General features: G+C 71.0%; 25 protein-coding genes. 4 read left to right on the top strand and 21 right to left on the bottom strand.

Annotated features, from left to right (window positions below; translation table 11 throughout):
- The 4 genes from Amac_RS32395 to Amac_RS32380 all read left to right on the top strand — a co-directional run.
- Positions 1 to 370: lanthionine synthetase LanC family protein (locus Amac_RS32395; protein WP_281356369.1), on the top strand; the 370-nt coding region annotated here is incomplete at its 5' end.
- A 15-nt stretch (positions 371 to 385) separates the two neighbouring features.
- Positions 386 to 1,204 (top strand): thiopeptide-type bacteriocin biosynthesis protein, encoded by an 819-nt coding sequence (locus Amac_RS32390; protein WP_155358218.1) that lies wholly within the window; start codon positions 386 to 388, stop codon positions 1,202 to 1,204.
- Positions 1,205 to 1,309: 105 nt separating this feature from the next.
- Positions 1,310 to 2,302 carry an RNA polymerase subunit sigma-70 gene (locus Amac_RS32385; protein ID WP_155358225.1) on the top strand — a complete coding sequence of 331 codons (993 nt, stop codon included), beginning with the start codon at positions 1,310 to 1,312 and terminating at the stop codon, positions 2,300 to 2,302.
- Positions 2,303 to 2,368: 66 nt separating this feature from the next.
- Entirely contained in the window at positions 2,369 to 2,806 is a 438-nt protein-coding gene (locus Amac_RS32380; RefSeq protein WP_155358217.1) for a hypothetical protein, read from the top strand.
- 63 nt (positions 2,807 to 2,869) lie between these two features.
- Here Amac_RS32380 and Amac_RS32375 read toward each other — a convergent pair whose 3' ends face one another.
- The 21 genes from Amac_RS32375 to Amac_RS32275 form a co-directional block, all read right to left on the bottom strand.
- Positions 2,870 to 4,075, bottom strand: a complete 1,206-nt coding sequence (locus Amac_RS32375; RefSeq protein ID WP_155358216.1) for an FAD-dependent oxidoreductase — start codon at positions 4,073 to 4,075, stop codon at positions 2,870 to 2,872.
- 157 nt (positions 4,076 to 4,232) lie between these two features.
- Positions 4,233 to 4,883: a PadR family transcriptional regulator gene (locus Amac_RS32370; RefSeq protein WP_155358215.1), complete on the bottom strand. Its 651-nt coding sequence runs from the start codon at positions 4,881 to 4,883 to the stop codon at positions 4,233 to 4,235.
- Between the two features lie 84 nt (positions 4,884 to 4,967).
- Positions 4,968 to 6,428, bottom strand: a complete 1,461-nt coding sequence (locus Amac_RS32365) for a hydrogenase large subunit (RefSeq protein WP_155358214.1) — start codon at positions 6,426 to 6,428, stop codon at positions 4,968 to 4,970.
- Positions 6,425 to 7,876 carry a proton-conducting transporter transmembrane domain-containing protein gene (locus tag Amac_RS32360; protein WP_155358213.1) on the bottom strand — a complete coding sequence of 484 codons (1,452 nt, stop codon included), beginning with the start codon at positions 7,874 to 7,876 and terminating at the stop codon, positions 6,425 to 6,427. Before Amac_RS32360 ends, Amac_RS32365 begins: the two co-directional genes overlap by 4 nt.
- Entirely contained in the window at positions 7,876 to 8,556 is a 681-nt protein-coding gene (locus tag Amac_RS32355) for a hypothetical protein (protein WP_246264670.1), read from the bottom strand. The genes Amac_RS32360 and Amac_RS32355 overlap by 1 nt, the downstream gene beginning before the upstream one ends.
- Positions 8,557 to 8,561: 5 nt before the next feature.
- A complete protein-coding gene (locus tag Amac_RS32350) occupies positions 8,562 to 9,494 on the bottom strand; it encodes a respiratory chain complex I subunit 1 family protein (RefSeq protein WP_155358212.1) in 933 nt (310 codons plus the stop codon).
- Entirely contained in the window at positions 9,494 to 11,503 is a 2,010-nt protein-coding gene (locus Amac_RS32345) for a proton-conducting transporter transmembrane domain-containing protein (RefSeq protein ID WP_155358211.1), read from the bottom strand. The genes Amac_RS32350 and Amac_RS32345 overlap by 1 nt, the downstream gene beginning before the upstream one ends.
- Positions 11,500 to 11,982: an NADH-quinone oxidoreductase subunit B family protein gene (locus Amac_RS32340; protein ID WP_155358210.1), complete on the bottom strand. Its 483-nt coding sequence runs from the start codon at positions 11,980 to 11,982 to the stop codon at positions 11,500 to 11,502. Before Amac_RS32340 ends, Amac_RS32345 begins: the two co-directional genes overlap by 4 nt.
- Positions 11,983 to 12,030: 48 nt before the next feature.
- The gene (locus Amac_RS32335; protein ID WP_155358209.1) at positions 12,031 to 12,375 is read right to left on the bottom strand and encodes an ArsR/SmtB family transcription factor; all 345 of its coding nucleotides are present in this window, start codon (positions 12,373 to 12,375) and stop codon (positions 12,031 to 12,033) included.
- A gap of 123 nt (positions 12,376 to 12,498) precedes the next feature.
- Complete coding sequence (locus tag Amac_RS32330) at positions 12,499 to 13,206, bottom strand: IclR family transcriptional regulator (protein ID WP_155358208.1); 708 nt, start codon at positions 13,204 to 13,206, stop codon at positions 12,499 to 12,501.
- An 84-nt stretch (positions 13,207 to 13,290) separates the two neighbouring features.
- Complete coding sequence (locus Amac_RS32325) at positions 13,291 to 14,784, bottom strand: FAD-dependent oxidoreductase (protein WP_155358207.1); 1,494 nt, start codon at positions 14,782 to 14,784, stop codon at positions 13,291 to 13,293.
- A gap of 14 nt (positions 14,785 to 14,798) precedes the next feature.
- Positions 14,799 to 15,698: an amidohydrolase family protein gene (locus Amac_RS32320; protein WP_281356368.1), complete on the bottom strand. Its 900-nt coding sequence runs from the start codon at positions 15,696 to 15,698 to the stop codon at positions 14,799 to 14,801.
- Positions 15,695 to 16,201: a MaoC family dehydratase gene (locus Amac_RS32315; RefSeq protein WP_155358206.1), complete on the bottom strand. Its 507-nt coding sequence runs from the start codon at positions 16,199 to 16,201 to the stop codon at positions 15,695 to 15,697. Before Amac_RS32315 ends, Amac_RS32320 begins: the two co-directional genes overlap by 4 nt.
- Positions 16,198 to 16,626 carry an FAS1-like dehydratase domain-containing protein gene (locus Amac_RS32310; RefSeq protein WP_155358205.1) on the bottom strand — a complete coding sequence of 143 codons (429 nt, stop codon included), beginning with the start codon at positions 16,624 to 16,626 and terminating at the stop codon, positions 16,198 to 16,200. The genes Amac_RS32315 and Amac_RS32310 overlap by 4 nt, the downstream gene beginning before the upstream one ends.
- Positions 16,623 to 18,368 carry an AMP-binding protein gene (locus tag Amac_RS32305; RefSeq protein ID WP_170322776.1) on the bottom strand — a complete coding sequence of 582 codons (1,746 nt, stop codon included), beginning with the start codon at positions 18,366 to 18,368 and terminating at the stop codon, positions 16,623 to 16,625. The genes Amac_RS32310 and Amac_RS32305 overlap by 4 nt, the downstream gene beginning before the upstream one ends.
- Before the next feature lie 22 nt (positions 18,369 to 18,390).
- The gene (locus tag Amac_RS32300) at positions 18,391 to 19,557 is read right to left on the bottom strand and encodes an acyl-CoA dehydrogenase family protein (RefSeq protein ID WP_218041424.1); all 1,167 of its coding nucleotides are present in this window, start codon (positions 19,555 to 19,557) and stop codon (positions 18,391 to 18,393) included.
- On the bottom strand, positions 19,554 to 20,756 hold the full coding sequence (locus Amac_RS32295; protein WP_170322775.1) for an FAD-dependent oxidoreductase: 1,203 nt from the start codon (positions 20,754 to 20,756) through the stop codon (positions 19,554 to 19,556). Before Amac_RS32295 ends, Amac_RS32300 begins: the two co-directional genes overlap by 4 nt.
- A gap of 5 nt (positions 20,757 to 20,761) precedes the next feature.
- A complete protein-coding gene (locus tag Amac_RS32290) occupies positions 20,762 to 21,895 on the bottom strand; it encodes an alpha/beta fold hydrolase (RefSeq protein ID WP_155358201.1) in 1,134 nt (377 codons plus the stop codon).
- Positions 21,896 to 21,929: 34 nt separating this feature from the next.
- Positions 21,930 to 22,427, bottom strand: coding sequence for a VOC family protein (locus Amac_RS32285; protein ID WP_170322774.1), 498 nt, complete (start codon positions 22,425 to 22,427; stop codon positions 21,930 to 21,932).
- 175 nt (positions 22,428 to 22,602) lie between these two features.
- Positions 22,603 to 23,703, bottom strand: a complete 1,101-nt coding sequence (locus Amac_RS32280) for a zinc-binding dehydrogenase (RefSeq protein WP_155358199.1) — start codon at positions 23,701 to 23,703, stop codon at positions 22,603 to 22,605.
- Positions 23,704 to 23,784: 81 nt separating this feature from the next.
- The gene (locus tag Amac_RS32275; protein ID WP_170322773.1) at positions 23,785 to 25,263 is read right to left on the bottom strand and encodes an aldehyde dehydrogenase family protein; all 1,479 of its coding nucleotides are present in this window, start codon (positions 25,261 to 25,263) and stop codon (positions 23,785 to 23,787) included.
- Positions 25,264 to 25,283 lie beyond the last annotated feature (20 nt).

Raw genomic sequence — 25,283 nt, 5'->3', positions numbered from 1 at the left:
TCCCGGGATCGCGCGCGCTCAGCAGCTCGCGGCACTCGCGATCGGCGACACCGACCGCAGGCTCGCCAGCGAGTCCGCCCTGATCGGATGCCTCAACGACCCACGCCAGCTCCGGCGCATCGGCGACCCAAGCCTGTGCCACGGAACGGCGGGACTGTTCATGACCGTGACCGCCTTCGCGGCCGACACGCTGGCCCCCCACGATCTGCCACTCGCCCGCGTCACCGAACTGCTCCTGGACGGTTCAGCCGGGACCGGCACACCTCCGGGGTTCCTGACTGGACAAGCCGGGTACGGACTTGCCCTCCACACCCTCGCCCACCGCACTCCACCCGCCAGTTTCTGGGACGCCTGCCTGCTCCTCCGCTGACCGAAAGGGGCACCTGTGCAACCTGGCCAATGGCGGCAAGCCAACGTCACCTTCCCCGACCCCGACGACGCCGAACGCCTAGCCGTGACGCGCATCGGCCCGGCCCTGAGGAACGCGGAAGAACACGGGCTCGTCTCCACCTGGTTCTTCATCCGGAAGGAGCAGTGGAGATTGCGGTGGCTCCCCACCAGCCCCACGGCCGCCGACAGGTTACTCCACGCCCTGGCCGGAGCCGACGAGTCGATGACATGGACCTCAGTCGTCTGCGAGTTCGAGTCACTCGCTTTCGGCGGACCCATGGGCTTGGACGCCGCATGCACTCTCTTTCACGCCGACAGCCGCCATCTCCTGCGCTGGCTGAAGACCGAGCGGCCGCTCAGACAGCGCGAGACCTCGATCCTGCTGTGCTCCGCACTGTTGCGTAGTGCCGGTTTGGACTGGTTCGAGCAGGGCGACGTATGGGCCAGGGTCAGTGACCTCCGGTCGCGCGGGAACACCATTCCCACGGACTCGGAATATGCCCCGGAACTCCTCGACGCGATGCGAACCCTTATGACCACTGATGCCACCTGCCTGTGCGACCCGGCCAGGGACGGTCCGTTGTCCGGCTACCAGGCCTGGCTCACCGCATTCGCCGAAGCCGGGCAGACCCTCGCCCGTCTGAACCGCCACGGACAACTGGAGCGCGGCCTGCGAGCAGTCCTGGCCCACCACCTCATTTTTCATTTCAATCGTGCGGGTTTGAGCGGCGCAGAGCAGGCGGTCATGGCCGCCCTCGCGGTCGAGGTCGTCTTCCACAACCCCAGAACCCTCTGCGTACGGCGTTGGTGGTGAGAAGGCCGGGACGGGTCGAGGCCGAGGTGGTGCGCTGCCGTCCGTCCTAGGGTGGACGGGCGCGGGAGGTGTGGTGTGGCTGAGGGTGAGGCGGGCGGTAGCGAGATGGTTGAGGCTGTTCGGGCGGGCGATCAGGGGGTGTTCGCTGAGCTTGCGGAGCGTTATCGGCATGAGCTTCGGGTGCACTGTTATCGGATGCTTGGTTCGTTCACCGAGGCGGAGGACATTGTCCAGGACACGCTGCTTCGAGCTTGGCGTAAGCGGGAGAGTTTTCAGGGGCGGTCGACGTTTCGGGCCTGGCTGTATCGGATCGCGACGAATGCCTGCCTGGATGTTCTCTCCAGTCCCGCGCGCGGCCGGGAGGTTGTCGTGGCGGCGGGTGCCGATGGGATGCGGGTGCCGATGGCTGAGGTTGGGTGGTTGCAGCCGTATCCGGATGCTTTGCTGGATCTGGCCGCGCCTGGGGAGGGGGAGCCTGACGCGGTGGTGATCACGAGGGAGACGATTGAGCTGGCGTTTCTGGCGGCTATCCAGCACCTGCCGCCGAGGCAGCGGGCGGTGTTGATCCTGCGTGACGTGCTGGGCTGGCCTGCGGCCGAGACCGCGGCGGCGCTTGAGTTGAGCGTTGTCTCGGTCAAGAGCGCGCTGCAGCGGGCCCGGGTGACGATGCGCGAGCAGTTGCCGGAAAGGCGTTCGGACTGGGGGCGGGGTGCCCCGCCGAGCGAGGAGGAGCGTGCCGTGCTCCAACGCTACCTGGAGGCCTCCGACCGAGCCGACCTCGCGGCGCTGGCCGAGTTGTTGCGTGCGGACGCACGGCAGACGATGCCTCCGCTGGCGGCCGTGTACGACGGGCGGGAGGCGATCCTGGCGATGTGGCGGCCGGTCCTGGTCGGGCCGGAGGCTTGGGGCGAGTGGCGCGGGGTGCGCACCGCCGCGAACCGGCAACCCGCGGTGGCCAACTATGTCCGGCGGGACGGCGAGCGTGATTTCTCCGCCGTCAACCTCGACGTCCTGCGGATCGAAGGCGACCAGGTCGTGGAGATCACCACGTTCGGCGTCGACCTGTTCGCCGCGTTCGGGCTGGCCACGAGGGTGTGAGCGCGCACCGATTCCTTTGAGTTCGCCCGCCCGTCATACGGGTGAGACACGACGAGAGGAATGATCATGACCGAGAATATCCCGGACCCGGCGGTCAAGGCCCTGGATCGGCTGGTCGGTGCGTGGCGGGTCACGGGCGGGACCCAGGGGACGGTCACCTACCGGTGGTTGGCGGGTGGCTTCTTCCTTGTTCAGGACATCGAGATGGAGTCGGAGGGTAAGCCGATCAAGGGTGTGGAGATGATCGGCCGCGAGCGTACGTTCGGGTCGGAGGAGCCGGGCAAGGACATCAAGTCCCGCTACTACGGGAGCAATGGCGAGACCTTCGACTACGTGTACGAACTGGACGGCGACACCCTCACCATCTGGGGTGGCGAGAAGGGATCGCCCGCCTACTACCAGGGCACCTTCAGCCAGGACGGGAACACGGTGACCGGCGCGTGGGTCTACCCGGGCGGCGGAGGCTACGACTCCGCCATGACCAGGATCACGACCAGCCACTAACCGCCTCCGGTGATCGAACGCCTGGTGGCGCATTCGGTGAATGTGCCACCAGGCGCTGAGATATCAGGAATGCACCAGATCCGCTGTCACCGGGGCGTCCCAGTCGATCACGTAGCGCTGTTCGGGGCCGATCGTCTTCTCTGGCTTCATGGCGGTCTTCATCAGGAGCGGCATCATCAGGGGCATCAGCGCTCTGGCCACCGCGCCCGGAGCCTTGGCCTGGTTGATCCGTGCCGCGCGGCGGGCGACCTTCTCCACGCGTTCGCGCCGCAGGCGCTCGAAGGTGACGTACGCCGAGGGGATGTCAGGCAGGTCGCGCAGGCAGCGGGCCAGTTGCACCGCGCTCTCGATGGCCAGCGAGGCGCCCTGGCCCGAGCTGTTGGAGGGGGCGTGCGCCGAGTCGCCGACCAGCACCATGCGGCCCCGATGCCAGTGCTTCACGGGCGGCATGATGTGCAGCGATCCCACCACCTGCAACTCGTCGGCGTCGCTGGTCAGCAGCAGGTCACGGCCGGGGTCGTCGTCGGCGTAGGCGGCGCGCAGCGTTCGCATCCACTCGGATGAGGGCACCGCGCGGGCCTCGGTGAGGCTCATCGGCCGTTCCTGTGGCAGGTTGACGCCCCAGCGGGTGCCGCCGCCTGGCTCCGGCCAGTAGAGGTAGTAGCCGCCCTTGCCGAAGGCGAAGGTCATCGTGCCGGGCTCGGCGTCCACCTCGTGCCGCGCGACCGCCTCGAAGCCGAGCAGTCCGGTGTAGAGGGGGCCGGCCGCGTTCGGGTCGATGAGGCGGCGCACGGTGGATCGTACGCCGTCGGCCCCGACGAGGATGTCCGCGGTGGCGGTGCTGCCGTCGGCGAATCTGGCGGTGCTGCCCGTAGCGGTTTCCTGTGCGTCGACCAGGCGCTTGCCGTACTCGATGGTGATGCCGTCGGCGACGGCGCGGTCGTGCAGGGAGCGGTAGAGATCGCTGCGGTGCACCTGCTGCATGGGTGGCAGGTCGGCCAGGCCGGGCAAGTCCAGGTGCTTGCCGCCGACGGACATGACCATGCGCGGGAGCGGCGTGGAGATCGCGGTCACGGTTTCGGCCGCGCCGATGGTGCGCAGGGCCGCGACGCCGTTCGGCGCGAGCGAGAAGGTGCCGCCGATGCCGTCGGCGGTGCTGGGGTACGCCTCGTAGACGGTTGCCGTGATGCCCGCCTTGTGGAGCGCGAGTGCGGCCACGGGGCCGGCGATGCCGCCGCCGATGACGATCGCTGTCTTTACCTGGGTCATGGTCTTCTCCCTTGGGTGATCGGTATCGCAGGTCCGAACCGCCCTGGGAGGGAGCAGGCTATCCTCGTGGTTGCCGCCTCGGGCCGAGCGCCTTCCCAGGTGTGGTTCGAGGAAAGGGTCCCGGCGTGGTGTTGGCGCACCGCGCCGGGGCCCTGAATCAATCCGTGGAGCTGGTCCTTTCGGCTAGTTCGGTCAGCTCCGCCGGAATCTCGCCGGTTTCGTGGAAGGCCCGCCACGCGTCCAGACCCGGGTAGGCGCCCGAGGTGAGCTCGGCGAGCAGCGAGCGGATCCAGGCCGCTTCCGCCTCCTGGATGGCCAGGTCGTATTCCGACTCGACCAGGAACAGCCGCGGGATGTTCTGCCGCAGATACTGCGCCAGCTCCTCGCGTGCGGCGGTGAGGTGGTCTTCGAGCAGGTCCAGCCGCTGCCGCAGGAGGCTCGTGGCCTCGTCCGGGTGGAGGGCGGCCAGCACCGACAGGCCGGCGCGGAAGCGCGGATGTTCCCGCACGGGCGTGGAGACCAGCTCGCGCGCCCAGTCGACCAGCTCCGCGCGGCCGTCGTCGGTGATGCGATAGACGGTGCGCTCGGGCCTACGGCCTTCGCGGACGCTCTCCACGGCCTCGATCAGGCCGTGTTTGTCCATGTTGCGGACGACTGTGTAGAGGGATCCCCACTTGATCTCCATGTCCTGGTCTTTGCCCCAGCCGCGCAGTGCGGTGGCGATCTCGTAGGGGTGCATGGGGCGCTGGACGAGGGCGGACAGCACGGCGAGCGCCAGCAGGTTGCTGACCTTGCGCTGCTTCGGCATTTTCCCTCACCCTGCTATCCTCGTTCACGATTACTTGCGTACGAGTATATGCACACGAATAAGCGAGGAGCAAGAGACCCACAGCTACAGGTCGTTGCCTGCGTAGGACAGGTTGAAGCTCTTGTTGACCAGGGGGAAGTCGGGCACGATCGCGCCGTCGAGGGCGACGGGCAGCGCGGGCCAGTTGAAGAACGACGGGTCGACGATCTTCACGCGGGCGAGCGTTCCGTCGGGGGCGAGCTCCACCCGGTGGACGATGGTGCCGCGCCAGCCTTCGGCGATCCCGACCCCGGACGCGGGCCGGTCGGTCGAAGGAGGTGTGCTCCGGCCGGAGGCCGATCTGCTGACCAGCCAGGAGATCAGCGCGATGGAGGCGGCGATCTCGTCCGCGCGGATCTGGAAGCGGGCCAAAACGTCCCCGCCGGTGCGCAGGGCCGGGGTGAACGAGCCGAGGTCGGCGCTGGGGTGATCCCGGCGGGCGTCCGCGTCGAAACCGCTGGCACGGGCGACGTAGCCGAGAGTGCCCAGGTCGCGGGCGGCCTCAAAACGCAGGAGCGCGGTGCCGGTGAACCGGTCGGCGACCACGGTGTGGGACAGGGCGAGCTCGACGATCTCGGCCACGTCCGCCCCGATGGCCGCCAGGCGAGCCGGGTCGGGCAGCGCGCGGAGCGCCGCGCCGCCCAGGATCACGCCGCCGCGGAGCAGCCGGTGCCCGGTGACCTCGTCGTTGATACGCAGGAGCTGCTCGCGCACCCGTCCCGCGTGCGCGTGCAGGATGCCGTGGGCGACGTCGTTGCACAGGGCGCCAAGGTCGGTGACGTGGTTGTAGAGGCGTTCCAGCTCCAGCAGGATCGCCCGCGCGCTGCGCGCCTCCTCCGGCACCGCCGTGCCGGTGGCCTCCTCCACGGCCAGGCAGTAGGCCAGCGCGTGGCCGACGGAGGTGTCGCCGCTCACCCGTTCGGCCAGCGGCAGCGCGTCGGCCGGGGCTCGGCCCTGGAAGAGCTTCTCGATGCCCTTGTGGACGAACCAGAGCCGGGCTTTGAGCTTCAGGACGGTCTCGCCGACGACGGAGAAGCGGAAGTGCCCGGGTTCGATGAGTCCGGCGTGTACGGGACCGACGGGAATCTCGTACACGCCCGGCCCTTCCACGGTGAGGAAGGGAAACGGTCCCTCGGGGTCGCCGAAGGCGGGGGGCGGGCCCGCGTCGGCACGCATCGGGTACCAGCCACGTGGCCAGTGGTGGTGGCGGACCAGGCGTCGCGGCTGCGGATGGTCGAGCGGCGTGATGCCGTACAGGTCGCGGATCTCCCGCTCGAAGCGGCCGGCGGGGAACGACACCCGCGCGAGGCTGGGCAGCGTGGGATCGTCCGGCGGCAGGTGGAGGTGGAGTTCGGTGTGGTCGAGGCCGGGGGCGGTGAACAGATAGACCACGCCGAACCCCCGGGCCTGCTGGTGGGCCGACATCAGGGCGAGCCGGTGGCCGCGGGCGATCAGCTCGGTGGCCGCGCCGGTCAGGTCGCCGGGGGTGATGGTGCGTGGGGTCATGGCAGGGCTCCGGCGATGGCCGCGGCGGTCCGCAGCAGGGTGTTCAGGGGTCCGGCGGTGACACCCAGGACGGCGCACGCGGCCAGCCCGGCGATCAGCGCGGCGGCCACGCTGCGGGGCATGGGGATGGCGCCGGCCGGGGAGGCGGGGCCCAGGAGCATGTCCCTGGCGTGCCGGCCGAGGGCGGCGGCGATGACCAGCACCAGCACGAAAGCCGGCGCGATCACCCAGCCGAGGCCGGCGGAGAAGCCGGCCCTGGCGATGCCCAGCTCGCTGGCGAACAGGCTGAACGGTGGCAGCCCGAGCAGGGCCAGCAGGCCGAGCGCGAACGCTCCGGCCAGGAGCGGCGCGCGCGCCGCCAGGCCGCGCACGGCGTGGATGCGGCTGCTGCCGACGGCCTGGTGGAGGTGCCCGGCGCTGAGGAACAGCACCGATTTGCCGAGCCCGTGGCCGAGGATGTGCAGCAGGACGGCGGCCAGCGCGAGCGTGCCGCCGATGGCCGTGCCCAGGGCGATCAGCCCCATGTGCTCGATGCTGGAGTAGGCCAGCAGGCGCTTGTAGTCACGCTGGGCCAGCAGCAGCAAGGCCGTGACCACCAGGGAGGCCAGGGCCACGATGACGAGGAGCAGGCGGGTGAAACCGGTGCCGAGGGCGGCGTCGGCGATCACCTTGACCCGCAGGATGGCGTAGAACGCCACCGACAGCAGCACCCCGGACATCAGCGCCGAGACCGGCGCGGGGGCCTGGCTGTGGGCGTCGGGCAGCCAGGCGTGCAGCGGCGCGAGCCCAGCCTTGGTGCCGAAACCGAGCACGAGCAGGACCACGGCGATCCGCATCACCCCGGGGTCGAGCCGGCCGGCGTGCTGGGACAGGGTCGTCCAGTCCAGGGAGGCCACGCCCACGTGGGCGGCCGCGTAGTGCACCAGCACGATGCCCAGCAGCGCCAGCGCGATGCCCACCGAGCAGATGACCACGTATTTCCAGGCCGCCTCGGTCGCCTCCCGAGTGTGCCGGTGGCCGACGAGGAAGGCGGTGACGATGGTGGTCGCCTCCACCGCCACCCAGAGCATGCCCAGGCTGGAGGAGAGCACGGCCAGGGCCATCGCGGCGACGAACGCCTGGGTGAGCACGCCGTAGCGGCGCATGGCGCGCGGCCAGGTGTGCCCGGCGGCCAGTTCGGCCGCCAGGTAGGCGGGGCTGGCGGACATCGCGAGCAGGGCCACCACGCCGATCACGATCAGCATGTACGCGCTGAGCGCGTCCGCCCGCAGCAGCCCCCACAGCGCGGCACCCGGCCCGGTCACGGCGAGCCCGATCGCGGCGGCGAGCAACCCGGCCGCGGCCGCCGCGCCCAGCCACGCGGTCACCCGGTTCCAGCCGAACACCGCGCAGCCACCGGCGGCGAGCAGGGGAAACCCCACGGGGGCGAGGATCAGCAGGGTGCTCATCAGTCGTGCAGCTCCCGGAGCTCGTCCAGGTCGGTGCCGCCGAAAGCGGCCCGCATCCGGGTGGTCAGAACCTGGAACACCAGCACGGCCAGCAGCACGTCCATCGAGATCCCCAGCTCGACCACGAGCGGCACCCCGCTGGTGGTGAGGAACGCGGTCATGGTGATGGCGTTGTCCATCAGCAGGAAGCCCACCACCTGCGACAGCGCGCGGCGCCGGGTGACCAGGACGAAGAACCCGACCAGCAGCACGGTCAGCGCGATCGGCACGGCCTGGGTGGCGGGCGTGGGCGACAGCCGTATCAGGGGCTGGGCGACGGCGTAGGCCAGCATGGCCAGCACCGCCGCCACCAGCAGCGAGGTCGCCACGTTCACCACGGGCCGCACCTCCCTGCCCGCGCCGCCGGCGATCAGGGCGCGGCGCATCAGGTACGGCAGCAGCCCCGCGCGAAGCGCCCCGACACCGAGTCCGACGGCGACCAGCTCCACATCCTGCTCATACACGCCGAGCACGACGATCAGCGCCGCCAGAGCGATGCCCTGCAGGGCGAACAGCCGGACGATCGCGGCCAGGTCGCGCCGCCAGAGCACCATCATCCCGGTCAGCAGGAACGCGCCGCAGGCCAGGTCCAGCAGCGGGACGTACAGCGAGGGCGGCAAGGTGAACATCGTTTCAGTCATGGACCTCACGCCAGGAAGAAGGACGCCGCGACGGCCAGCAGGGCCATCAGGAAGGACCCGGCGAGCAGTTCGGGGATGCGGAACAGCCGCAGCTTGGCCATGAACACCTCACCGGCCGCCAGGAGGGCGCCCAGCAGGGCCACCTTGGCGATGACGACCACCGCCGCCAGCAGCAGGGCCAGCAGCCCAGCGTTCCCGGTCGCGATGCCCCACGGGGCGAACAGGCTGGTCAGCAGGCCGAGCAGGACCGAGAGGCGCATCGCGGACGCCCACTCGATGAGCGCCAGGTCGGGACCGGCGTACTCCAGCACCATGGCCTCGTGGATCATGGTCAGTTCCAGGTGGGTGGACGGGTTGTCCACCGGGATCCGGCCGGTCTCGGCGATCGTGACGATCGCCAGCGCGGCCGCCGCGAGCAGGCTGGCCGGGGAGATCACGGCCAGCGGGTCGGCCACCGCCGAGGTGACGATCGTGCCCAGGTTGGTGGTGCCGACCCGGACCGACAGCGCGAACACCGACAGCAGGATGGTGGGCTCCACCAGCGCGAGCACGATCATCTCCCGGCTGGCGCCCATCCCGCCGAACGCGGTGGAGGTGTCCAGGGCGCCCAGCGCGAGCGCGACCGAGCCCAGCGCCAGCAGCGCCACCACCGCGAACAGGTCGGCGACCTCGTCCAGCGGCGAGGTGGTGGACACCAGCGGCACCACGGCAGCCACCACGAGCACCGTGCCGGCCAGCAGCAGCGGCGCGGCCCGGAACACCCAGCCGGTGCCATCGGGGGCGATCGGCTCCTTGCGCACGAGTTTGCGCAGGTCCCGCCACGGCTGGCCGATCCCCGCGCCCGCCCGGCCTTCCAGCCGTGCCCTGACCTGACGCATCATCCCGACCAGCAGGGGGGACCCCACCGCGACGAGAACCACCTGCAGGACCGCACCCATCACTGGAACACCGCCAGCATGATCAGCGCGCCGGTGAGCGCCCAGAATCCGTAGGCCAGGTAGCGGTGCACGCTTCCGGTGGCCAGGTGCCGCGCGCCCCGGCCGACGAAGGTGAGCACGGACAGCACCGGCTCGTACAGGCGGCGTTCGATCCGGTCGGGCACCTTGGCCCGGAACCGTACGGATTCCACCAGGTAGGCGGATTCCTTGACCGGGGTCACGTCCACGTCGCTCTCCGGGGCCAGCACGTTGTCGAAGACTCGCTGCAGCGGCTCGGCGAACGAGGTCGCGGTGTATTCCATCCGGGCTGACATCGGGCCTCCGCCGCAGTCCCACAGGCGGGCGGCTCGCCGTACCCGGCGGGTGGCGACCACCCGGGTCAGGGCCAGCGTGCCCGCGACCGCCACGCCCAGCGCGACGGCGATGAGCAGCGGCGAGATCACACTGGAGATCCCGGCCAGGTGCAGGGACACCTCGCCGGTCACCGCGCCGGGGCCGGGGAGCGCCACGGCCACCGCGTGGCTCAGAACGGGGAGGATCGCGGTGGGCGCGAGCGCCAGGACCAGGCAGCAGCAGGCGGCCAGGGCCATCCCGCCGAGCATGGCCGGAGGGCTTTCGGCCGCGCGTGCGGCCTCCGGGCCGCGCGGTTTGGCGAGGAATCCGATGCCGAAGGCCTTGACGAAGGTGGCGACCGCCAGCCCGGCCGACAGCGCGATCACGCCCACGGCCAGCGGCATGGTCACCGCCCCCACCACGCCGGAGGTCGGCAGCGCGTGGATCAGGCTCTGCAGGAGCAGCCACTCGCTGACGAACGCGTTCCCCGGCGGCAGCGCGGACGCGCACAACGCCCCGACCGCGAACAGCCCGGTCGTGTACGGCATGCGCGTGCGAAGCCCGCCCAGCTGATCGAGATCGCGCGTCCCGGTGGCCCGCTGCACCGAGCCCGCGGCGAGGAACAGCAACGTCTTGAATCCGGCGTGGTTGACCACGTGCAGCAGCGCGGCGGTCAGGGCCAGGGCCGCCAGGACGGCGTTGCCCCAGGCGGCGAACAGGCCCGCCGCGCCGACTCCGATGAGGACCAGGCCCATGTTCTCCGTGGTGGAGTGGCCGAGCAGGCGTTTGAGGTCGGCTGACACGGCGGCCTGCAGGATGCCGTACAGCGCGGAGATCGCGCCCGCGATGAGCACGACCATCCACCACCAGACCGGTCCGCCGTGCAGCAGGTCCAGGCCGACGCGGACGATGCCGTACACGCCCATGTTGACCATCGCGGCGCTCATCAGGGCCGAGATCTGGCTCGGGGCCTCAGGGTGGGCTCGGGGCAGCCACACGTGCAGCGGGACGATGCCGGCTTTGGAGGCGAAACCCACCACGGTCGCCAGGAACACCGTGCCCCGCAGGGCCGGGGACAGTTCCGCCTGCCGGAGTTGGTCGAAGGACTCGCCGCCCGCTCCGGCCGCGAAGGCGAGGAGGCCGGCCAAGATGGCGACGAAGCCGAGGTGGGTCATCACGCCGTACCAGAGACCGGCTTCGCCGACCGCGGACCGGTGCCGGTGATCGGCCACCACCAGCAGCAGGGAGGTGATCGCCATCAGCTCCCACGCCACCAGGAACGTGCTCACGCTCGCGGCGGCGGGGACCAGCAGCATCGCGGCCACGAACAGAGGGGCGGCGGCCTGCACCACCCGACCGTCGAGGCCGTCGCGCGAATAGCCGATGCCGTAGATCGCCGCGCAGAGCGCCACGACGCCGGTGACCGCGAGGAACAGCCCGGCCAGCGGATCGATCGCCAGCCTGACCCCGGCCAGCGGGAGCAACTCCGGGAGCCAGGCCGACCAGGATTCGCCGAGCAGGGCCGCCAGGCCCGCCGCCGTGCCCAGCGCGCCCGCGCCCGCCGTGCCGAGCCCGGCCAGCGGGAGCCGCAGCCGCGTCGGCGTGGCTAGCCCGGCCAGCGCCGACAAAGCGCAGATGGCCAGGGCGGTGCAGAACAGCGTGCCGACCAGGTTCATCGGCCGGTCAGCTCGCGCAGCGCCGCGACGATCGCCTCCGGTCGCGGCGGGCAGCCCGGAATCTCCGCGTCCACCGGCACGACGTCGCTGACCGGGCCTGTCACGCCGTATGCTCCGGCGAACGCGCCGCAGTTCCTGGCGCAGTCACCCAGCGCGATCACCAGGCGGGGCTCCGGCACCGCCTCGTAGGTGCGGCGCAGGGCCATCTCCATGTTGCGCGTGACCGGTCCGGTCACCACCAGGGCGTCGGCGTGGCGGGGAGAGGCCACCAGCCGCGCGCCGTAACGCTCGGCGTCGTACACCGGGCCGAAGACCGAGGCGATCTCCACCTCGCAGCCGTTGCACGAGCCCGCGTCCACGTGCCGGAGTTGCACGGAGCCGCCCAGCTCCGCCGCCGCGGGCAGGACATTGCCTGGCGCGCGCTCCGGGGCGGGTTCCGCCACCCGGCCGGTCTTTCTGATCTTTTGCCACAAACTCACTGCCGCGACTCTCCCTGTCGTACCCAGATCCCTGATCCCGAGCGGGCGTCAGCCTGGGCGGGGTTGCTCGGAGTCGCGCAGTTCGGCCAGCAGCTCACCCTGTCCGACGATCATGTCGGTGAGGATCCGGCGCGCGGCGCGCATCAGCTCGGCCACGTCGGGGCTGCTCAGCGCGTAGACGACGGTGGATCCGTCGCGGGTGGACGTCACGATTCCGGCTCGACGCAGCACCGCCAGCTGCTGGGACAGGTTGGACGGCTCGACCTCGATCTCGGCGAGCAGATCGCGCACGGGACGTGGCCCGGCCTGCAGGAGTTCCAGCACCTGGATGCGGACCGGATGCCCCAGGGTCCGGAAAAATTCCGCCTTGGCCTGATACAGGGGAACCGGCATCGCTCAGCCCTCCCCTTCTAGAACAGGATTCTGCGGATCTAGAGAACACATGATGTCGATAATTGCAGAATTCTTCAAGTCGCAAACGTCCGAATCGAGGGAGATCGTTGTTGGTGCCCAGCGTCAGAGTTCGGAGGCGGTGATCTCGTCGGCGGCGGCGATCAGGCGGCTCGCGGTCCGCTCCACGTCGAGATCGATCATGGAGACGATGCCCAGGCTGGCGTCCAGCGCGTGCCCTTCGGCCGTGTAGAGCGGCACCGCGATGCCGACCGCACCGGGGGTCAGGTGGCCGCGGGTGACCGCGTATCCGCGCGTCCTGGCCTCGATCACGATCTCGGAGTCCCTGACCTGGGGGTCCCGGGACATCATGATCGCGATACCGCTGGCGCCCTGGGCCAGCGCGTGCCGGGCGCCGCTGCGCTGGGACAGGTGGAAGACCGCGTCGGACGGTTCGACCACGGCGAGCACCACCGCGTCGTCGCCCTCGGCCACCACGCACTGCGCGGTGACGCCGAGTTCCTCGGCCAGGGTGCGCAGGTGCGGCAGCACGGCGCGGCGCAGGTGCGGGTTGGCCTGCCGGGCCAGCTGGATCACGCCGAGACCCAGCCGGTAGCGCCCCGAGCTGCCCTCGGCGGCCAGCCGGTGGGTGCGCAGGGTGGTCAGCAGCCGGTAGACGGCCTGCCGGTGCATGCCGAGCGAGGCGGCCAGCTCGGCCACCGTCATGTCCCGGTCCTCGGTGGCGAGCAGTTCGAGCAGTTTCAGGCCGCGGTCCAGGGTCTGCGAGCCGCTGACCGGACTCGCGCCCTCGGCGGCGTGATCACTAGCGCCCAAACGAAGTCACCCCTACCGCTGTCGGTGTCCACCCGCGCGCCCCGCTCGCGGCGGGGTCGCCCGGCGCCATTCGCCGCATCTGCGTCATCCTCCGACGATCATGTTGGCCGCGGCGTTGCGCCCCGCGATCCGGCCGAACGCGAGGCATTCCGCGATGCTGCCCCCACCTGCCGGATAGAGCAATCCGTGCAGCGATCCTAGCTCACCGGCGGCGTACAGGTTTTCCACGAAACCGCCGCGAACCGAGGCCACGCGGCTCTCCGCGTCCCGGCGCGGGCCGCCCACGGTGTGCGAGCCGCCCGGCCACAGCGGCACCGCGAAATACCGGGGGCCGCGGATCGGCGTCAGGGTGGATGGGGCCCGGCCGAAGTCGGCGTCCTCCCCTGCCGCGCAGTGTGCGTTGTAGCGGTCGATCGTCGTTTCGAGGGCCGCCGGGTCGAGGCCGCAGCGCTCGGCCAGCTCGGCCGGGGAGTCCGCCGACAGGACCCAGCCGCGGCGCAGTTCCTCGGTGTTGTCCTCGCTCCAGGTGAACTCGCCGACAGGTCCGGCGGGGCCCGAGTAGGTCGGCACCAGCGTGGCCTCCTGGAACCTGGCCTGGTCGAAGATCCACCAGGTGGGTACGCGCGGGTGGCTGAGCCGGGCCGCGTCCATGCCGAGCAGTTCCAGGTGGGCGGCGTGCTGCAGGCCGGGCTCGCGGAGGAACCGGCTCGCGGAGCCGTCCACGAAGATCGAACCCGGTGGGCGCCTGCCCTCGGCGGGGCCGAACCTGCCTGATCCCCACAGGTCGATCGCGGTGCCCCCGCCGTAGCCGCTATCCGGAAATCTGGCCACAAAGTGGCCTGGCCAGACGTTCATATGCCAGAGCTCGGCTCCCACGTCCACCGCCATCGCGATGCCGTCGCCGGTGTTGTGCTCGGTGCCGTAGAAGTGTACGGGGGTGACCGGAAGGTACTGGGTTTTCAGCCGCTTGCTGGCCTCGTAGCCGCCCACTGCGAGCACCACGCCGCGGCGCGCGCCGATGCGCTCGTGTTCCGTCTGGACTCCGGTGACCGCGCCGCGCTCGTTGGTGAGAAGCCACCGGGCGGCAGTGCAGTACAGGACCTCGATGCCGCGTTCGGCGACGAGGTGGCGCAGGAAACCGTGCATCGGGCAGCCGGTGTAGCCCGCCGGGTGGGGGCCCGGCTTGGCCTTGTAGACGGTGATCGCGTCGTGGCCTGGCACCGCGTGGTGCTCGCCGAGGATGCCCGTGTCGGCGTAGTCGCAGCCGTGCTTGTCCAGCCAGGCCGGGTTGGCCGCGGTCTCCGTGGCCCAGGCGCGGATCAGCTCGGGGTCGACCCGCTCGCCGTTGACGGCGTAGAGCGCGGTCAGGTACTCGGCCGCGCGCTCGACGTCCGTGGGCACCAGGAAGAAGCCCGCCGCGTACCTGCTGTTCGGCCGGTGGTCGCCGGCCTGCTGCTTCTCGAGGACGAGCACCTCGGCGCCGGCGTCGTGGGCGGTGATCGCGGCGACCGCGCCGGCGTCGCCGAACCCGAGCACGACAACATCGACAATCCGGTCGTACGGCCCGGCGTGGTACATCGCACTCTCCTTGCTCAGGCCAGCCCGAAGAGCCGGGCCGCGTTCTCCTTGAGGATCTTCGGGCGGACCTCGTCCCTGATCTCCAGCTTGCCGAAGTCGGCCAGCCAGCGATCCGGAGTGATCATCGGGAAGTCCGAGCCGAACAGCACCTTCTCCTTCAGCAGCGTGTTGGCATACCGCACCAGCAGCGGCGGGAAGTACTTGGGCGACCATCCGGACAGGTCGATGTGCACCTTCGGCTTGTGCATGGCGACCGAGAGGGCCTCGTCCTGCCAGGGGAAGGACGGGTGGGCCAGGATGATCTGCAGGTCGGGGAAGTCGGCCGCCACGTCGTCGACGTGCATCGGGTTGGAGTACTTCAGCCGCAGCCCGCCCCCGCCCGGGAGTCCCGCGCCCGCGCCGGTCTGGCCGGTGTGGAACAGCGCGGTCAGGCCGTGCTCGGCGATCACCTCGTACAGCGGGTAGGCGAGCCGGTCGTTCGGGAAGAAGCCCTGCGAGGTGGGGTGGAACTTGAAGCCCCGGACGCCGTGCTCCTCGATCAGCCGCCGGGCCGCCGCGACCCCGGCCGCGCCCCGGTGCGGGTCGATGCTGGCGAACGGGATCAGCACGTCGGCGTGGCGGGCCGCCTGCTCGGCGACCTCCTCGTTGGAGGGGATCTGCTCGCGCCCGCTCAGGTGCATGGTGTCCACCGTGAAGATCACCGCGGCCATCCGCCGCCGCCGGTAGTACTCGGCGATCATCGGTACGGTGAACCTGCTGACCGCGCCCGCTTTGAAGTAGTCGGCCATGGCGGCGAAAGCTTCGTCGCCCTCGGCGGTGGCCGGGCTGTCCAGGACCGACGCCTGCACGTGGGTGTGCACGTCGATCGCCTCAAGCGCGGCCACGTCCATGGCCGGGCTCGCTTGCCCGCTCACCGGGCCGCTCCGTTCCGCACGGCGTCCGGCACGCCGGGTGCCGAGTCCTGGGCGGCGTCGGGCATGTCGGGTGCCGGGTACTGCGCGGCGTCGGGCACGCCGGAGGCCAGGTCCTGCACGACGTCGGTGACCAACGCGGTCGCGGTGCCGGTGAGGACCTCGGTGCCGGCCGCGTTGACCGCGGAGAGAGTGATCTCGGCACGTCCCTCGGCCACGCCGGTCACCTTGGCGGTGACCGTGAGGGTGTCGCCCGGCCAGACCGGGGCCTTGAACCTGGCCCGGTAGCGAAGGATGTTCTCGTGGCCGAACCAGCCGGTCAGCACCCGCCCGGCCAAGCCCATGGTGAGCATGCCGTGGGCCATCACGGTGGGGTTTCCGGCCACCTGGGTGGCGAAGGGCTCGTCGGTGTGGAGGGGGTTGTAATCGCCTGAGGCTCCGGCGTACATGACGATCTGGGTGCGTTTCAGGTCGGTGACCACCACCTCGGTCCTCTCCCCCGTCATGGCGCCGCCGCCACGATGACCGTGACCGTGGTGGAGCGGGCGACGAGTTGCTCGTCGGCGTCGTAGAAGTCGATGTGGCGTTCGGTGAAGTTCAGCACGCCACGGCCGCCCGGTTTCTGCCAGGTCCGGCCGTCGCGCCGCCGCGCGGACAGCGTCTCGCCGATCCGGATCGGCCGGATGTATTCGAACTCCTGCTCCGCGTGGAGCCCGCCGGGGCCGCCCGAGGCCACGCCCGGCTCGGCGCCGGAGCCGTTCCAGGGCATTCCTGGCTTCATCCGCAGCGGCCAGTCCGGGTCGAACTGGGCGAACGCGATCGGGAAGGTGGGCGGGACGGCCGCCGTCTCCTCGCCCGCCGTCTCCTGGCCCAAGGCGCGGGCGAAGGCCAGCACGTGGCCTCGCTCGATCGGGAACGGGGTGCCTGTCACGGTGCTGTCTCCTCTGTCACCAGTTGCCTGGCCAGCGAACGGTTGGCCTTTCCTGCGGGCGTCCGGGGGACCACGCCGACCCTGATGATCCGGCGCGGGCTCTTGTACGCGGCCAGCCGATCCCGGACGTGCTGGATCAGCTCCTCGTCCGGCACGCCGCCCAGCCCGCTCGCCGGGGCGACCACGGCGGCCACGATCTGGCCCCAGCGCGGGTCGGGGATCCCGACCACGATCGCGTCGTCCACGGCGGGGTGCGTGATCAGCGCCTGCTCGACCTCTTCGGGGAAGACCTTCTCGCCGCCGGTGTTGACCACGCCGTCGCCCCGCCCCAGCAGGATCAGCCGGCCGTCCGCGTCCAGCGAGGCCAGATCGCCCGGCACGGCGTAACGCACGCCGTCGATCGTCCGCCAGATCCGAGCCGTCCGGTCCGGGTCGCCGAGATAGCCGACCGGCTGGGGGCCGGCGCTGGCCAGCACGCCCACCTGTCCGCTGCCTGGCTTGATATCGCGATCGTGCTCGTCCAGAATGCGGGCCACCGGCGACAGATTGAACCGCCCATCGGCCAGGTCCGCCTCGGAACTCGCCTCGGCCAGCCCGAACGGCCCGCCCTCCGAAGCGGAGATGTTGTCGACCAAGGTGAGCTTCCGGCCTCGGCGCAGCAGCTCCCGTTTCACCTCGGTGCTCCACAGCACGCCCGAACTGGTCATCCGCCGCAGGCTGCCCAGGTCGTACGGGTTGCCCGCGCGCTCGGCCGCATCCAGGGCGTCCACCAGCGGGCGGCCGAAGGCGTCGCCGACGATGACCATCTCGGTCACCGCGTGCTCCTGCACCGTCCGCCACACCTCCTCCGCGTCCAGCGACCGGGAGTCGCAGAAGCAGAGCACACCACCGGCGAGCAGGGTACGCATCGCGTGGAAGAACCCGGTGCCGTGCATCAGCGGCGACATCGGCAGCACCACCGGGACCTGGTCTCGCGCCTGGAGCTCGCGGACCCGCTCCGCGACCTCGGCCGGCGTCGTCGGGGTGGCGAGGCCCTGCTGGCGGAAGACCCCGTTGAGGATGCCGAGCAGCCCGTCACGGTCCCAGATCACGCCCTTGGGCGTGCCGGTTGTCCCCCCGGTGAGCAGGATGATGCCGTGCGGGGAATCCTCGACCGGATCGGAAACCGTGGCCCAGGACCCGGGACCGGAAGCCGTAGCCGGGAACCCCGGTTCGGAAACCGTGGCTGGGGATCCCGGTTCGGAAACCGTGGCTGGGGATCCCGGTTCGGACTCAGAATCGGGCTCGGCCGCACGCTCGAATGCCAGCGCCCCCGGCACCGCCGCCGATGCCTCGTCTCCGCCGACCTCGAGGAGGGCGATCGGCGCGGGTAGTTCATCGAGGATCCCGCGCACCCGGTCGGCCAAGCTCGTGTCGTAGACGAGCGCCGCCGCGCCCGTGTACTCGAGCACGTAGCGCAGTTCCTTCTCCCGGTAGCGGTAGTTGACGTTGACCGGCTGCGCGCCGATCTTGAACGCGGCAAGCACCGACTCCACATATTCGAAGGAGTTGAAGAGGGCGATGGCCACCGTCGAACCGACACCCACCCCGCGCTCGGCCAGCGCTCGGGCCACCCGCTCGGCGCGAGCCTCCAGCTCTGGGTAACCGCGCCGCCGATCGCCCTGGATCATGGCGGGGCGATCGCCCGCGGCCTGCGCCGCCGCCCTTAACGCGACGGCCACGCTCATCTTCGGCTCGGTCATTGTCATTGTCGATGCGGATGATTCACGCAAGATGGCCTCCTATCCGGGTGAAACCTCGTAGCAGGTCCCGCGACAGGATGAGTCGCTGGATCTCATCCGTCCCCTCGAAGATCCGCATCGCGCGGACCGCGCGATACCACCCCTCCAGCGGGAGTTCCTTCGTATAGCCCATCCCACCGTGGATCTGCAGGGCCCGATCGACAACCCGGCCTACCATCTGGCAGCAGAAGAGTTTCGCCATCGCCACGGAATGGCGCGCGTCGGCCCCTCGGTCCACGTCCCACGCGGCCCGCAGGGCGAGCCAGCGGGCCGCCTCCAGCTCGGTCTCCGAGTCGGCGATCATCCACTGCACGGCCTGGTTCTCCCCGATCGCCCGGCCGAAGGTCTCCCGGAGGTTGGCGTAGTCCACCGCCATCCGCAGGCACCGCTCGGCGATCCCCACGCAGTGGGCGGAGATCACGTGCCGGCCCCTGCCGATCCAGCGTTTGGCCAGGTCGAACCCGGCGCCCACGTCGCCGAGCACCTTTCCTGGCGGCACCCTGACCTGGTCGAAGAAGAGCGTGGCCGGCTGGTGCCAGCTGCCCATGGTCGGGATCGGGGTGGAACTCCACCCGGCGTCCCGATCCACCAGGAACGCGGTCGAGCCGTGCCGCGCGCCCCGCTCCGGGTCGGTGACCGCGATGACGATCGCGTAGTCGGCGTCGTCGCCGTTGCTGATGAAGGTCTTCTGGCCGTTGATCACCCAGTCGCCGCCGTCCTGCCGGGCCGTGGTGCGGATGGCCGCGGCGTCCGATCCCGCGCCGGGTTCGGTCAGCGCGAAGCAACCCAGCCGCCGGCCTTCGATGGTGGGTTTGAGGTATTCCTCCTGCTGGGCGGCGTCCGCGGCGTACAGGATGTTGTCGGCCTCGCCGCCGAAACGGAACGGCACGCAGGTTCTGGCCACTTCGATGTGGATGAGGGCCTGGGTGAGGGCGGGCAGGGCCATTCCTCCGTACTCCTCCGGGGTGCTCATCCCCCAGAAGCCGAACTCCCTGGCCTTGGCCTGGAGAGTTCGTTCTTGTTCGCGCGGCAGCCGTACCATCCCGCTTCGGAGGAACTCCTCCTCCAGCGGCAGCAGCTCCTTGGTGACGAAGGCGCGGGCGGTGTCGCGGATGTCGCGCTGCTCGTCGCTGAGATCGAAGTCCATCAGCCCACCTCCGAGTCACGCCGGGGCAGGCCGTGGGCGCGCACGTTGGAGATCATCGCCGCGTCCAGCATCCACTCCTTGGCCAGCGCCGGGTCGGCCGCGATCTGCGACATGCGCCGCCGGAAGCCGCGCCGCTCGGCCTCGTCCTGCTCGGCCATCTCGGTGGTGGTGCGGTGGGTGATCTCCTGCACCGCCTCGATGGCGGCCTTGCGGCGGCGCTGCGCCCAGGCGTCCAGGACCTCGTCTCCGGTCCCGTCCTGCAGCACCTTGCCGAGCTGGACCGACAGGTCGAACGCGTCGTGGATGCCGCCGTTGAGGCCCATGCCGCCCATCGGGCTGTTGACGTGCGCGGCGTCGCCGAGCAGCAGCACCCGGTCGGTGCGGAAGTTGCCCGCCACCCGCTGGTGCACCGAGTAGATCTTCCGTTCCCGCAGCGGCAGCTCCGGGTGGTCGCCGAACAGGCCGCGCAGCCGCTCGGCCACGTACCCGTCGGCGAGGGCTTCCTCGACGCCGAGCTCGGGCCGTACGGCGACCACGACCCGCCACACGTCCGGGACCCGCAGGATGAGCAGGTGCTCGCTGGGGTCGGCGATGTAGTTGACGTCGCAGATGCCCGGCAGCAGGGTCTCCACCGGGTAGTCGATGCTCAGCACCAGGTAGCGGTGGTCGTAGGTGAGGCCCTCGAAGCTGGTGCCGAGCGCCTTGCGCAGGGTGCTGCGCGCGCCGTCGGCGGCCAGCACCCAGCGGGCCTCGACCTGCTCCCCCGCGACGGTGGTGAGCACCGCGGCGTCGGCGTGCTGGGTGACCCCGGTGATGCCCTCGCCGAACCGCAGCCCGACCTCCGGGTGCCTGCCGTCCAGGGCGTCGCTGATGATCTGGGCGTACTTGTACTGCTCCAGCTGGAGCCGGAACGGGTAGTCGGTCTCGCCGGCGAGCAGGCCGAAGTCGAACTCGGCGATCAAGCCGTCCCGCCGGTCCCTGATCTGGTACGTGCGGGCGATGATGCCCTCTTCCAGCATCGCGTCGGCGATGCCGAGGTCGCAGGCGATCTCCAGGGTCGGCGGGTGGAAGGTGGAGGCCCGCCACTCGGTGCTGAGCCGCCCGGCCTCCTCGAAGACGGTGACCGCGATCCCGCGCCTGGCCAGCGCGAGCGCGGCGGTGAGCCCGACCGGCCCCGCGCCCACCACTGCCACGTCGAGCACGGCCATCACCCGGCCCATTCGACGATGTGGTCGCACATGGTGGCGGCCAGGTCGGGGCGGCCCTGGAAGTAGTGGTCGGCGCCCTTGATCTCGACGAGTTCGCGGCGCTGGTGGCCGACGGCGTCGTACATGCCGCGGGCGTGGCTGGGGAAGGCCGCGCAGTCGGCGGACCCGTAGACGACCATGACCGGGGCCTGGACGCCGGGCAGTTCCCGGTAGGCGTTGGCCCGGCTCCGGTCGTAGCTCCACTGGCTGAGCCAGGAGCGCAGGCTGGTCAGGTGCCCGAGCGAGGCGGGCAGGAAGTTGGCCACCCACGGGCTGCCCCAGATGGTGCGGGCGATCCGGTCGGAGGGGTCCAGGGTGAGGTCGAGGAAGCGCGGGTCGGCGGCGGTGCCGTGAACGACGAAGGGCAGGTCGTCGGGGGCCTCCGACCCACGGGTCTGCGAGCGCAGCGCCTCGATCTGCTGGAGTGTCCAGTCGGTGATCCGGCGGTTGCGGCCGATCTGGGCCTGGCGGTAGCGGGTCACGAACTCCGGGCTGTACACGGGACCGTTGGCGGGCTCGAACATGTCGAGGTCGGGGTCCCGGTCGAAGGGCAGGTGCTCGTCGGTGATCGCCGGGTCGAGCCCTTCGGTGTAGACCACCGCGCGGCCGGGGTGGGCCATGGCCATGACCAGGCGGTCGGCCGGGATCAGGCCGGCGACGGTCAGGTCCGCCGGGTCCCCGGCCGGGGTGTGGGTGATGGTGGGGTTCTCGGCCTGCGCCTGGTAGAGCGCGGCCAGGCCGCCGCCACCGGAGTTGCCCACCAGGACGATCCGGTCGTAGCCGAGCTCGCGCAGGTGGCGGATGACGGCGCCGACGTCCAGGACGCAGTTCTCCATGATCAGCGCGGAGTCGTTGCCGGCGTAGCGGGTGGCCAGGCCGACGGCGGCGACCCCCCGGGATGCCAGCTCCTCCAGCGCGTAGTGGCCGATGAAGTTGGAGGACGGGTGCACGATCAGCACCGCGGTGCCGGCCGGGCGCCGGTCGTCCTTCCAGAGGGTGGCCCAGATCTTCCCGCTCAGCCGGGCGACGCCCGAGTTGATGTCGAGGCGCCCGCCCGGCGTCAACGGTACGGGGAGTAGTTCGCGGGTCAGCACGGGAAGCTCCTGAGGGGCAGCGGTTGGGACACGATCAGCGTGCGTTCCACGTCCGCAGGGTTTCGGCGCCTTGGCGGGCGTCGTCCTCGGTGAGCGGGCGGGTCTGCAGCGTCAGCTCGATCCGGACGCCGTTGGGGTCGAAGATGTACAGCGACTCCCAGACCCCGTCGTGGTCGACGATGCCGACGCTGTCCACGCCCTTGGCGGTGAAGTGCGCCTGCCAGGCGTGGAGTTCCTCCATCGAGTCCACGTTGAGCGCGATGTGCCGCACCCAGGACGGCACCGAGTCGGGCCCCGGGTCGGGCAGGCCCTCCACCTCGAAGAAGGCGATGGCGCTGCCGTCGTGCAGGCCGAAGAAGGTGTGCAGGTACGGGGTCCGCGCACCGCTGGAGGGGACCACGTCCAGCTGGATCGCGGTCAGGAATTCGCACTTCAACACCTCGGTGTAGAAGTCGTGCGTGGCCTGCGAGTTCCAGGTCGGGTAGGCGATGTGGTTGAGCGAGCGCGGTGCGCGGAGAGCGGCGGTCGCCATCATCACTCCTCGATCTTGTTTCAATTATCGGACAAGTAGTCCGAAATATGTGTTTGATTGTCTGGCGATTCGTACCGTTCTGTCAACCGCTGTCACAGCACCACCGCGTCATGGCGATGCTTCGCATCGCGGTTCGGATGCTCAACCCCGGTGTCTTCCCTCGTCGCTTCGCTCCTCAGTCCAGACACCGGCGCATCCTCACGACGCCACGCAGGGCTTCGCCTGAGAGCAGTCGGTCGTAGCCGGCCTGCGCTTTGTCCAGCGGGTAGGCACCGCTCACGTACTCTTCGAGCGGGAGCCGTCCGTCCAGGAAGAGGCCGGCGAGCAGGGGCAGGTCCCTGGCGGCCTCGCAGTCGCCCCAGATCGAGACCTGGATCAAGCCGCCGGTCAGGAACAGGTGGCGCAGCGGTAGCTCGACCGTGTCGCCCTGCCGGGGCGCGCCCACCACCACGAGACGGGAGCCGGGACCGCGCAGCTGGTTGGCGGTGGTGAAGGAGGCGGGGCCGCCGACCGCGTCGAGCACGACGTCCGCGCCCCGGCCGTCGGTGAGTTCCCGCACGCGGGCCACCGTTTCCTCCCGGGAGGCGTCCACCACGTCGGTGGCGCCGAAGCGCCGGGCCGCGTCGAGTTTGGCCGCGTTGACGTCCACCGCGACGATGCGCCGCGCGCCCGCGTAGGCCGCCCCGGCGACGGCCGCGACCCCCACCCCGCCGCATCCGAGGATCACCACGTCGTCGGCCGGGCCGATCGCCGCAGTGTTGACCGCCGCCCCGAAGCCGCTCGGCACGCCGCATCCGAGCAGCGCGGCGACCTGCGGCGGCACCCTGGGGTCGATCGCCACGGCCTGCCGCGCGGGCACGATGACCCGCTCGGCGAGCCCGCCCACGCCGAGCACGGGGGTCGCCTCGACGCCGTCGCCCAGAAGGACCTTGGGTCGTCGGGGCAGGCGGTCAGGGCACGCGCGCGGGCGGCCGGCCGCGCACTGGCGGCACCGCCCGCAGGCCACCATGGGGGCGACCACCACGCTGTCGCCGACGCTCAGGCCGCTCGCCTCGGGACCCAGCTCGGCCACCCGCCCGGCCACCTCGTGGCCCACCAGGTAGGGAAAGTCGGTGCCCGAGGTGCCGTGCATGAAGTGCACGTCGCTGTGGCATAACCCGCAGGCGGTCACCTCGATCACGACCTCGTCGCCCACCGGCTCGCGCAGCGGGATGTCCTCGATACTCAGCGGCCCGTGCGCGGCACGGGCGACCGCGCCTCGATAGTGGGTGGGCATGGCGGCTCCTTCGGTAAGTCGTGATCTGGACGGCGGCGGTGAATCGCCTGGTCGGAGGCTGCCTATGGGACGGGTTTCCGGTTAGTACCAGCGCGGCGCGTCGGCCGAGGCGGTGTCGATGATCACGGTCTTGGTCTCGGTGTACGCCTCGTGGCCGAGCCGCCCCAGCTCCCGGCCGACGCCGGATAGGCCGACGCCGCCGATGGGCGCGTCCAGCGCGAGCGCGCCGTAGGAATTGATCCAGAAATATCCGGACCTGACCCGCCGGGCGGTGGTCAGCGCCCGGTCCAAGTCCCGGGTCCAGCAGCCACCCACCAGCCCGAACGGCGAGTCGTTGGCCAGCGCGACCGCCTGCTCCGCGCCGCTGAACCGCTGCACGGTGAGGACCGGGCCGAACACCTCCTGGTAGACGATGTCGGGCGGGTTCACCGGGGCGACCTCCAGGACGGTGGGCGCGTAGAAGGCGCCGTCCGGAGGCTCGCCGCCGGCCAGCACCTTGGCCCCCTGCTCGACGGCCTCCTGCACCATCACGTGCACCCGCGTCGCCTCGGCGGCGGAGATCAGCGTGCCCAGCTGGCTGTCCGGGTCGAACGGCGGGCCGACCCGGATCGAGCGGGCCAGCTCCACGACCCGAGCCGTGAACTCATCCGCGACCGGCTCCTCCACCAGCAGCCGGGAGCCGGAGAAGCACCGCTGCCCGGCGTTGCGGAAGATGCCGCCAACGGTGGCGTGCAGGGCGGCGTCCAGGGCGGCGTCGGCGTAGACGATGTTGGCGGACTTGCCGCCGAGTTCGAGCAGCACCCGCTTCATGCCGTCGGCGGCGGAGCGCATCACCTGGCGGCCGACGGCGGTGCTGCCGGTGAAGGACACCATGGTCACCGCCGGGTGCTCGGCCAGCCGCCGCCCCACCTCGCCCGCGCCCTGCAGCACCTGGAGCAGCCCGGGGGGCAGGCCCGCGTCGGTGAGCAACCCGGCGAACACGGGGGCCGCCAGCGGGCTGACCTCGGGAGCCTTGAGCAGCACCGCGTTCCCGGCCGCCAGCGCGGGCCCCGCCTTCTGCGCGGCGAACACGAGCGTGGTGTTGAACGGGATGATCGCGGCGACCACGCCGACCGGCTCGCGGAAGGTCATCCGCAGCGTGCCACCGTCGGCGGGCAGCGTGGATCCCTCCAGAGTGGCCGCCCACCCGGCCGCCGCGCGTAAGTGCGCCGCCGCCACGGCCACCTCGCCGTACGCCTCGGCCAGCGTCTTGCCGTTGTCCAGGGTGACCAGGTGCGCCAGCCGTACGGACTGGGCCTCGATCAGGTCGGCGGCGGCGCGCAGCACCCGGGCCCGCTGGTGCGGCGAGGTGGCGGCCCAGGCCGGTTGCGCGGCGGCGGCCTCGCGCACCGCCGCGTCGGCGAACTGCGGGGTGGCCTCCTGGACGGTGGCCAGCCAGGTTCCGTCGCCGGGGTGGCTGGTGGCGAACTCCCGGCCGCCGCCGTGGCAGAGCGCGCCGGAGACGAAACTGTGGGCCGCCGGAAGCCTGGCGGTGGCGATGTGCCCAGCGAGTGTGCTCAACGGCTGCTCTCCTCTTTCCC

Origin of the sequence: Acrocarpospora macrocephala (genome assembly GCF_009687865.1) — a bacterium.
Taxonomy (GTDB): Bacteria; Actinomycetota; Actinomycetes; order Streptosporangiales; family Streptosporangiaceae; genus Acrocarpospora; species Acrocarpospora macrocephala.
The sequence above is the reverse complement of the archived record's forward strand: the minus strand, read 5'-3'. Positions and strand labels throughout refer to the sequence as shown.

Excerpts from the sequence above, each read along its gene's own strand:
- Amac_RS32385 (WP_155358225.1), top strand. The coding sequence starts at position 1,310 with ATGGTTGAGGCTGTTCGGGCGGGCGATCAGGGGGTGTTCGCTGAGCTT.
- Amac_RS32380 (WP_155358217.1), top strand. The coding sequence starts at position 2,369 with ATGACCGAGAATATCCCGGACCCGGCGGTCAAGGCCCTGGATCGGCTG.
- Amac_RS32375 (WP_155358216.1), bottom strand. The coding sequence starts at position 4,075 with ATGACCCAGGTAAAGACAGCGATCGTCATCGGCGGCGGCATCGCCGGC.
- Amac_RS32370 (WP_155358215.1), bottom strand. The coding sequence starts at position 4,883 with ATGCCGAAGCAGCGCAAGGTCAGCAACCTGCTGGCGCTCGCCGTGCTG.
- Amac_RS32365 (WP_155358214.1), bottom strand. The coding sequence starts at position 6,428 with ATGACCCCACGCACCATCACCCCCGGCGACCTGACCGGCGCGGCCACC.
- Amac_RS32360 (WP_155358213.1), bottom strand. The coding sequence starts at position 7,876 with ATGAGCACCCTGCTGATCCTCGCCCCCGTGGGGTTTCCCCTGCTCGCC.
- Amac_RS32355 (WP_246264670.1), bottom strand. The coding sequence starts at position 8,556 with ATGACTGAAACGATGTTCACCTTGCCGCCCTCGCTGTACGTCCCGCTG.
- Amac_RS32350 (WP_155358212.1), bottom strand. The coding sequence starts at position 9,494 with ATGGGTGCGGTCCTGCAGGTGGTTCTCGTCGCGGTGGGGTCCCCCCTG.
- Amac_RS32345 (WP_155358211.1), bottom strand. The coding sequence starts at position 11,503 with ATGAACCTGGTCGGCACGCTGTTCTGCACCGCCCTGGCCATCTGCGCT.
- Amac_RS32335 (WP_155358209.1), bottom strand. The coding sequence starts at position 12,375 with ATGCCGGTTCCCCTGTATCAGGCCAAGGCGGAATTTTTCCGGACCCTG.
- Amac_RS32325 (WP_155358207.1), bottom strand. The coding sequence starts at position 14,784 with ATGTACCACGCCGGGCCGTACGACCGGATTGTCGATGTTGTCGTGCTC.
- Amac_RS32315 (WP_155358206.1), bottom strand. The coding sequence starts at position 16,201 with ATGACGGGGGAGAGGACCGAGGTGGTGGTCACCGACCTGAAACGCACC.
- Amac_RS32305 (WP_170322776.1), bottom strand. The coding sequence starts at position 18,368 with ATGACCGAGCCGAAGATGAGCGTGGCCGTCGCGTTAAGGGCGGCGGCG.
- Amac_RS32285 (WP_170322774.1), bottom strand. The coding sequence starts at position 22,427 with ATGGCGACCGCCGCTCTCCGCGCACCGCGCTCGCTCAACCACATCGCC.
- Amac_RS32280 (WP_155358199.1), bottom strand. The coding sequence starts at position 23,703 with ATGCCCACCCACTATCGAGGCGCGGTCGCCCGTGCCGCGCACGGGCCG.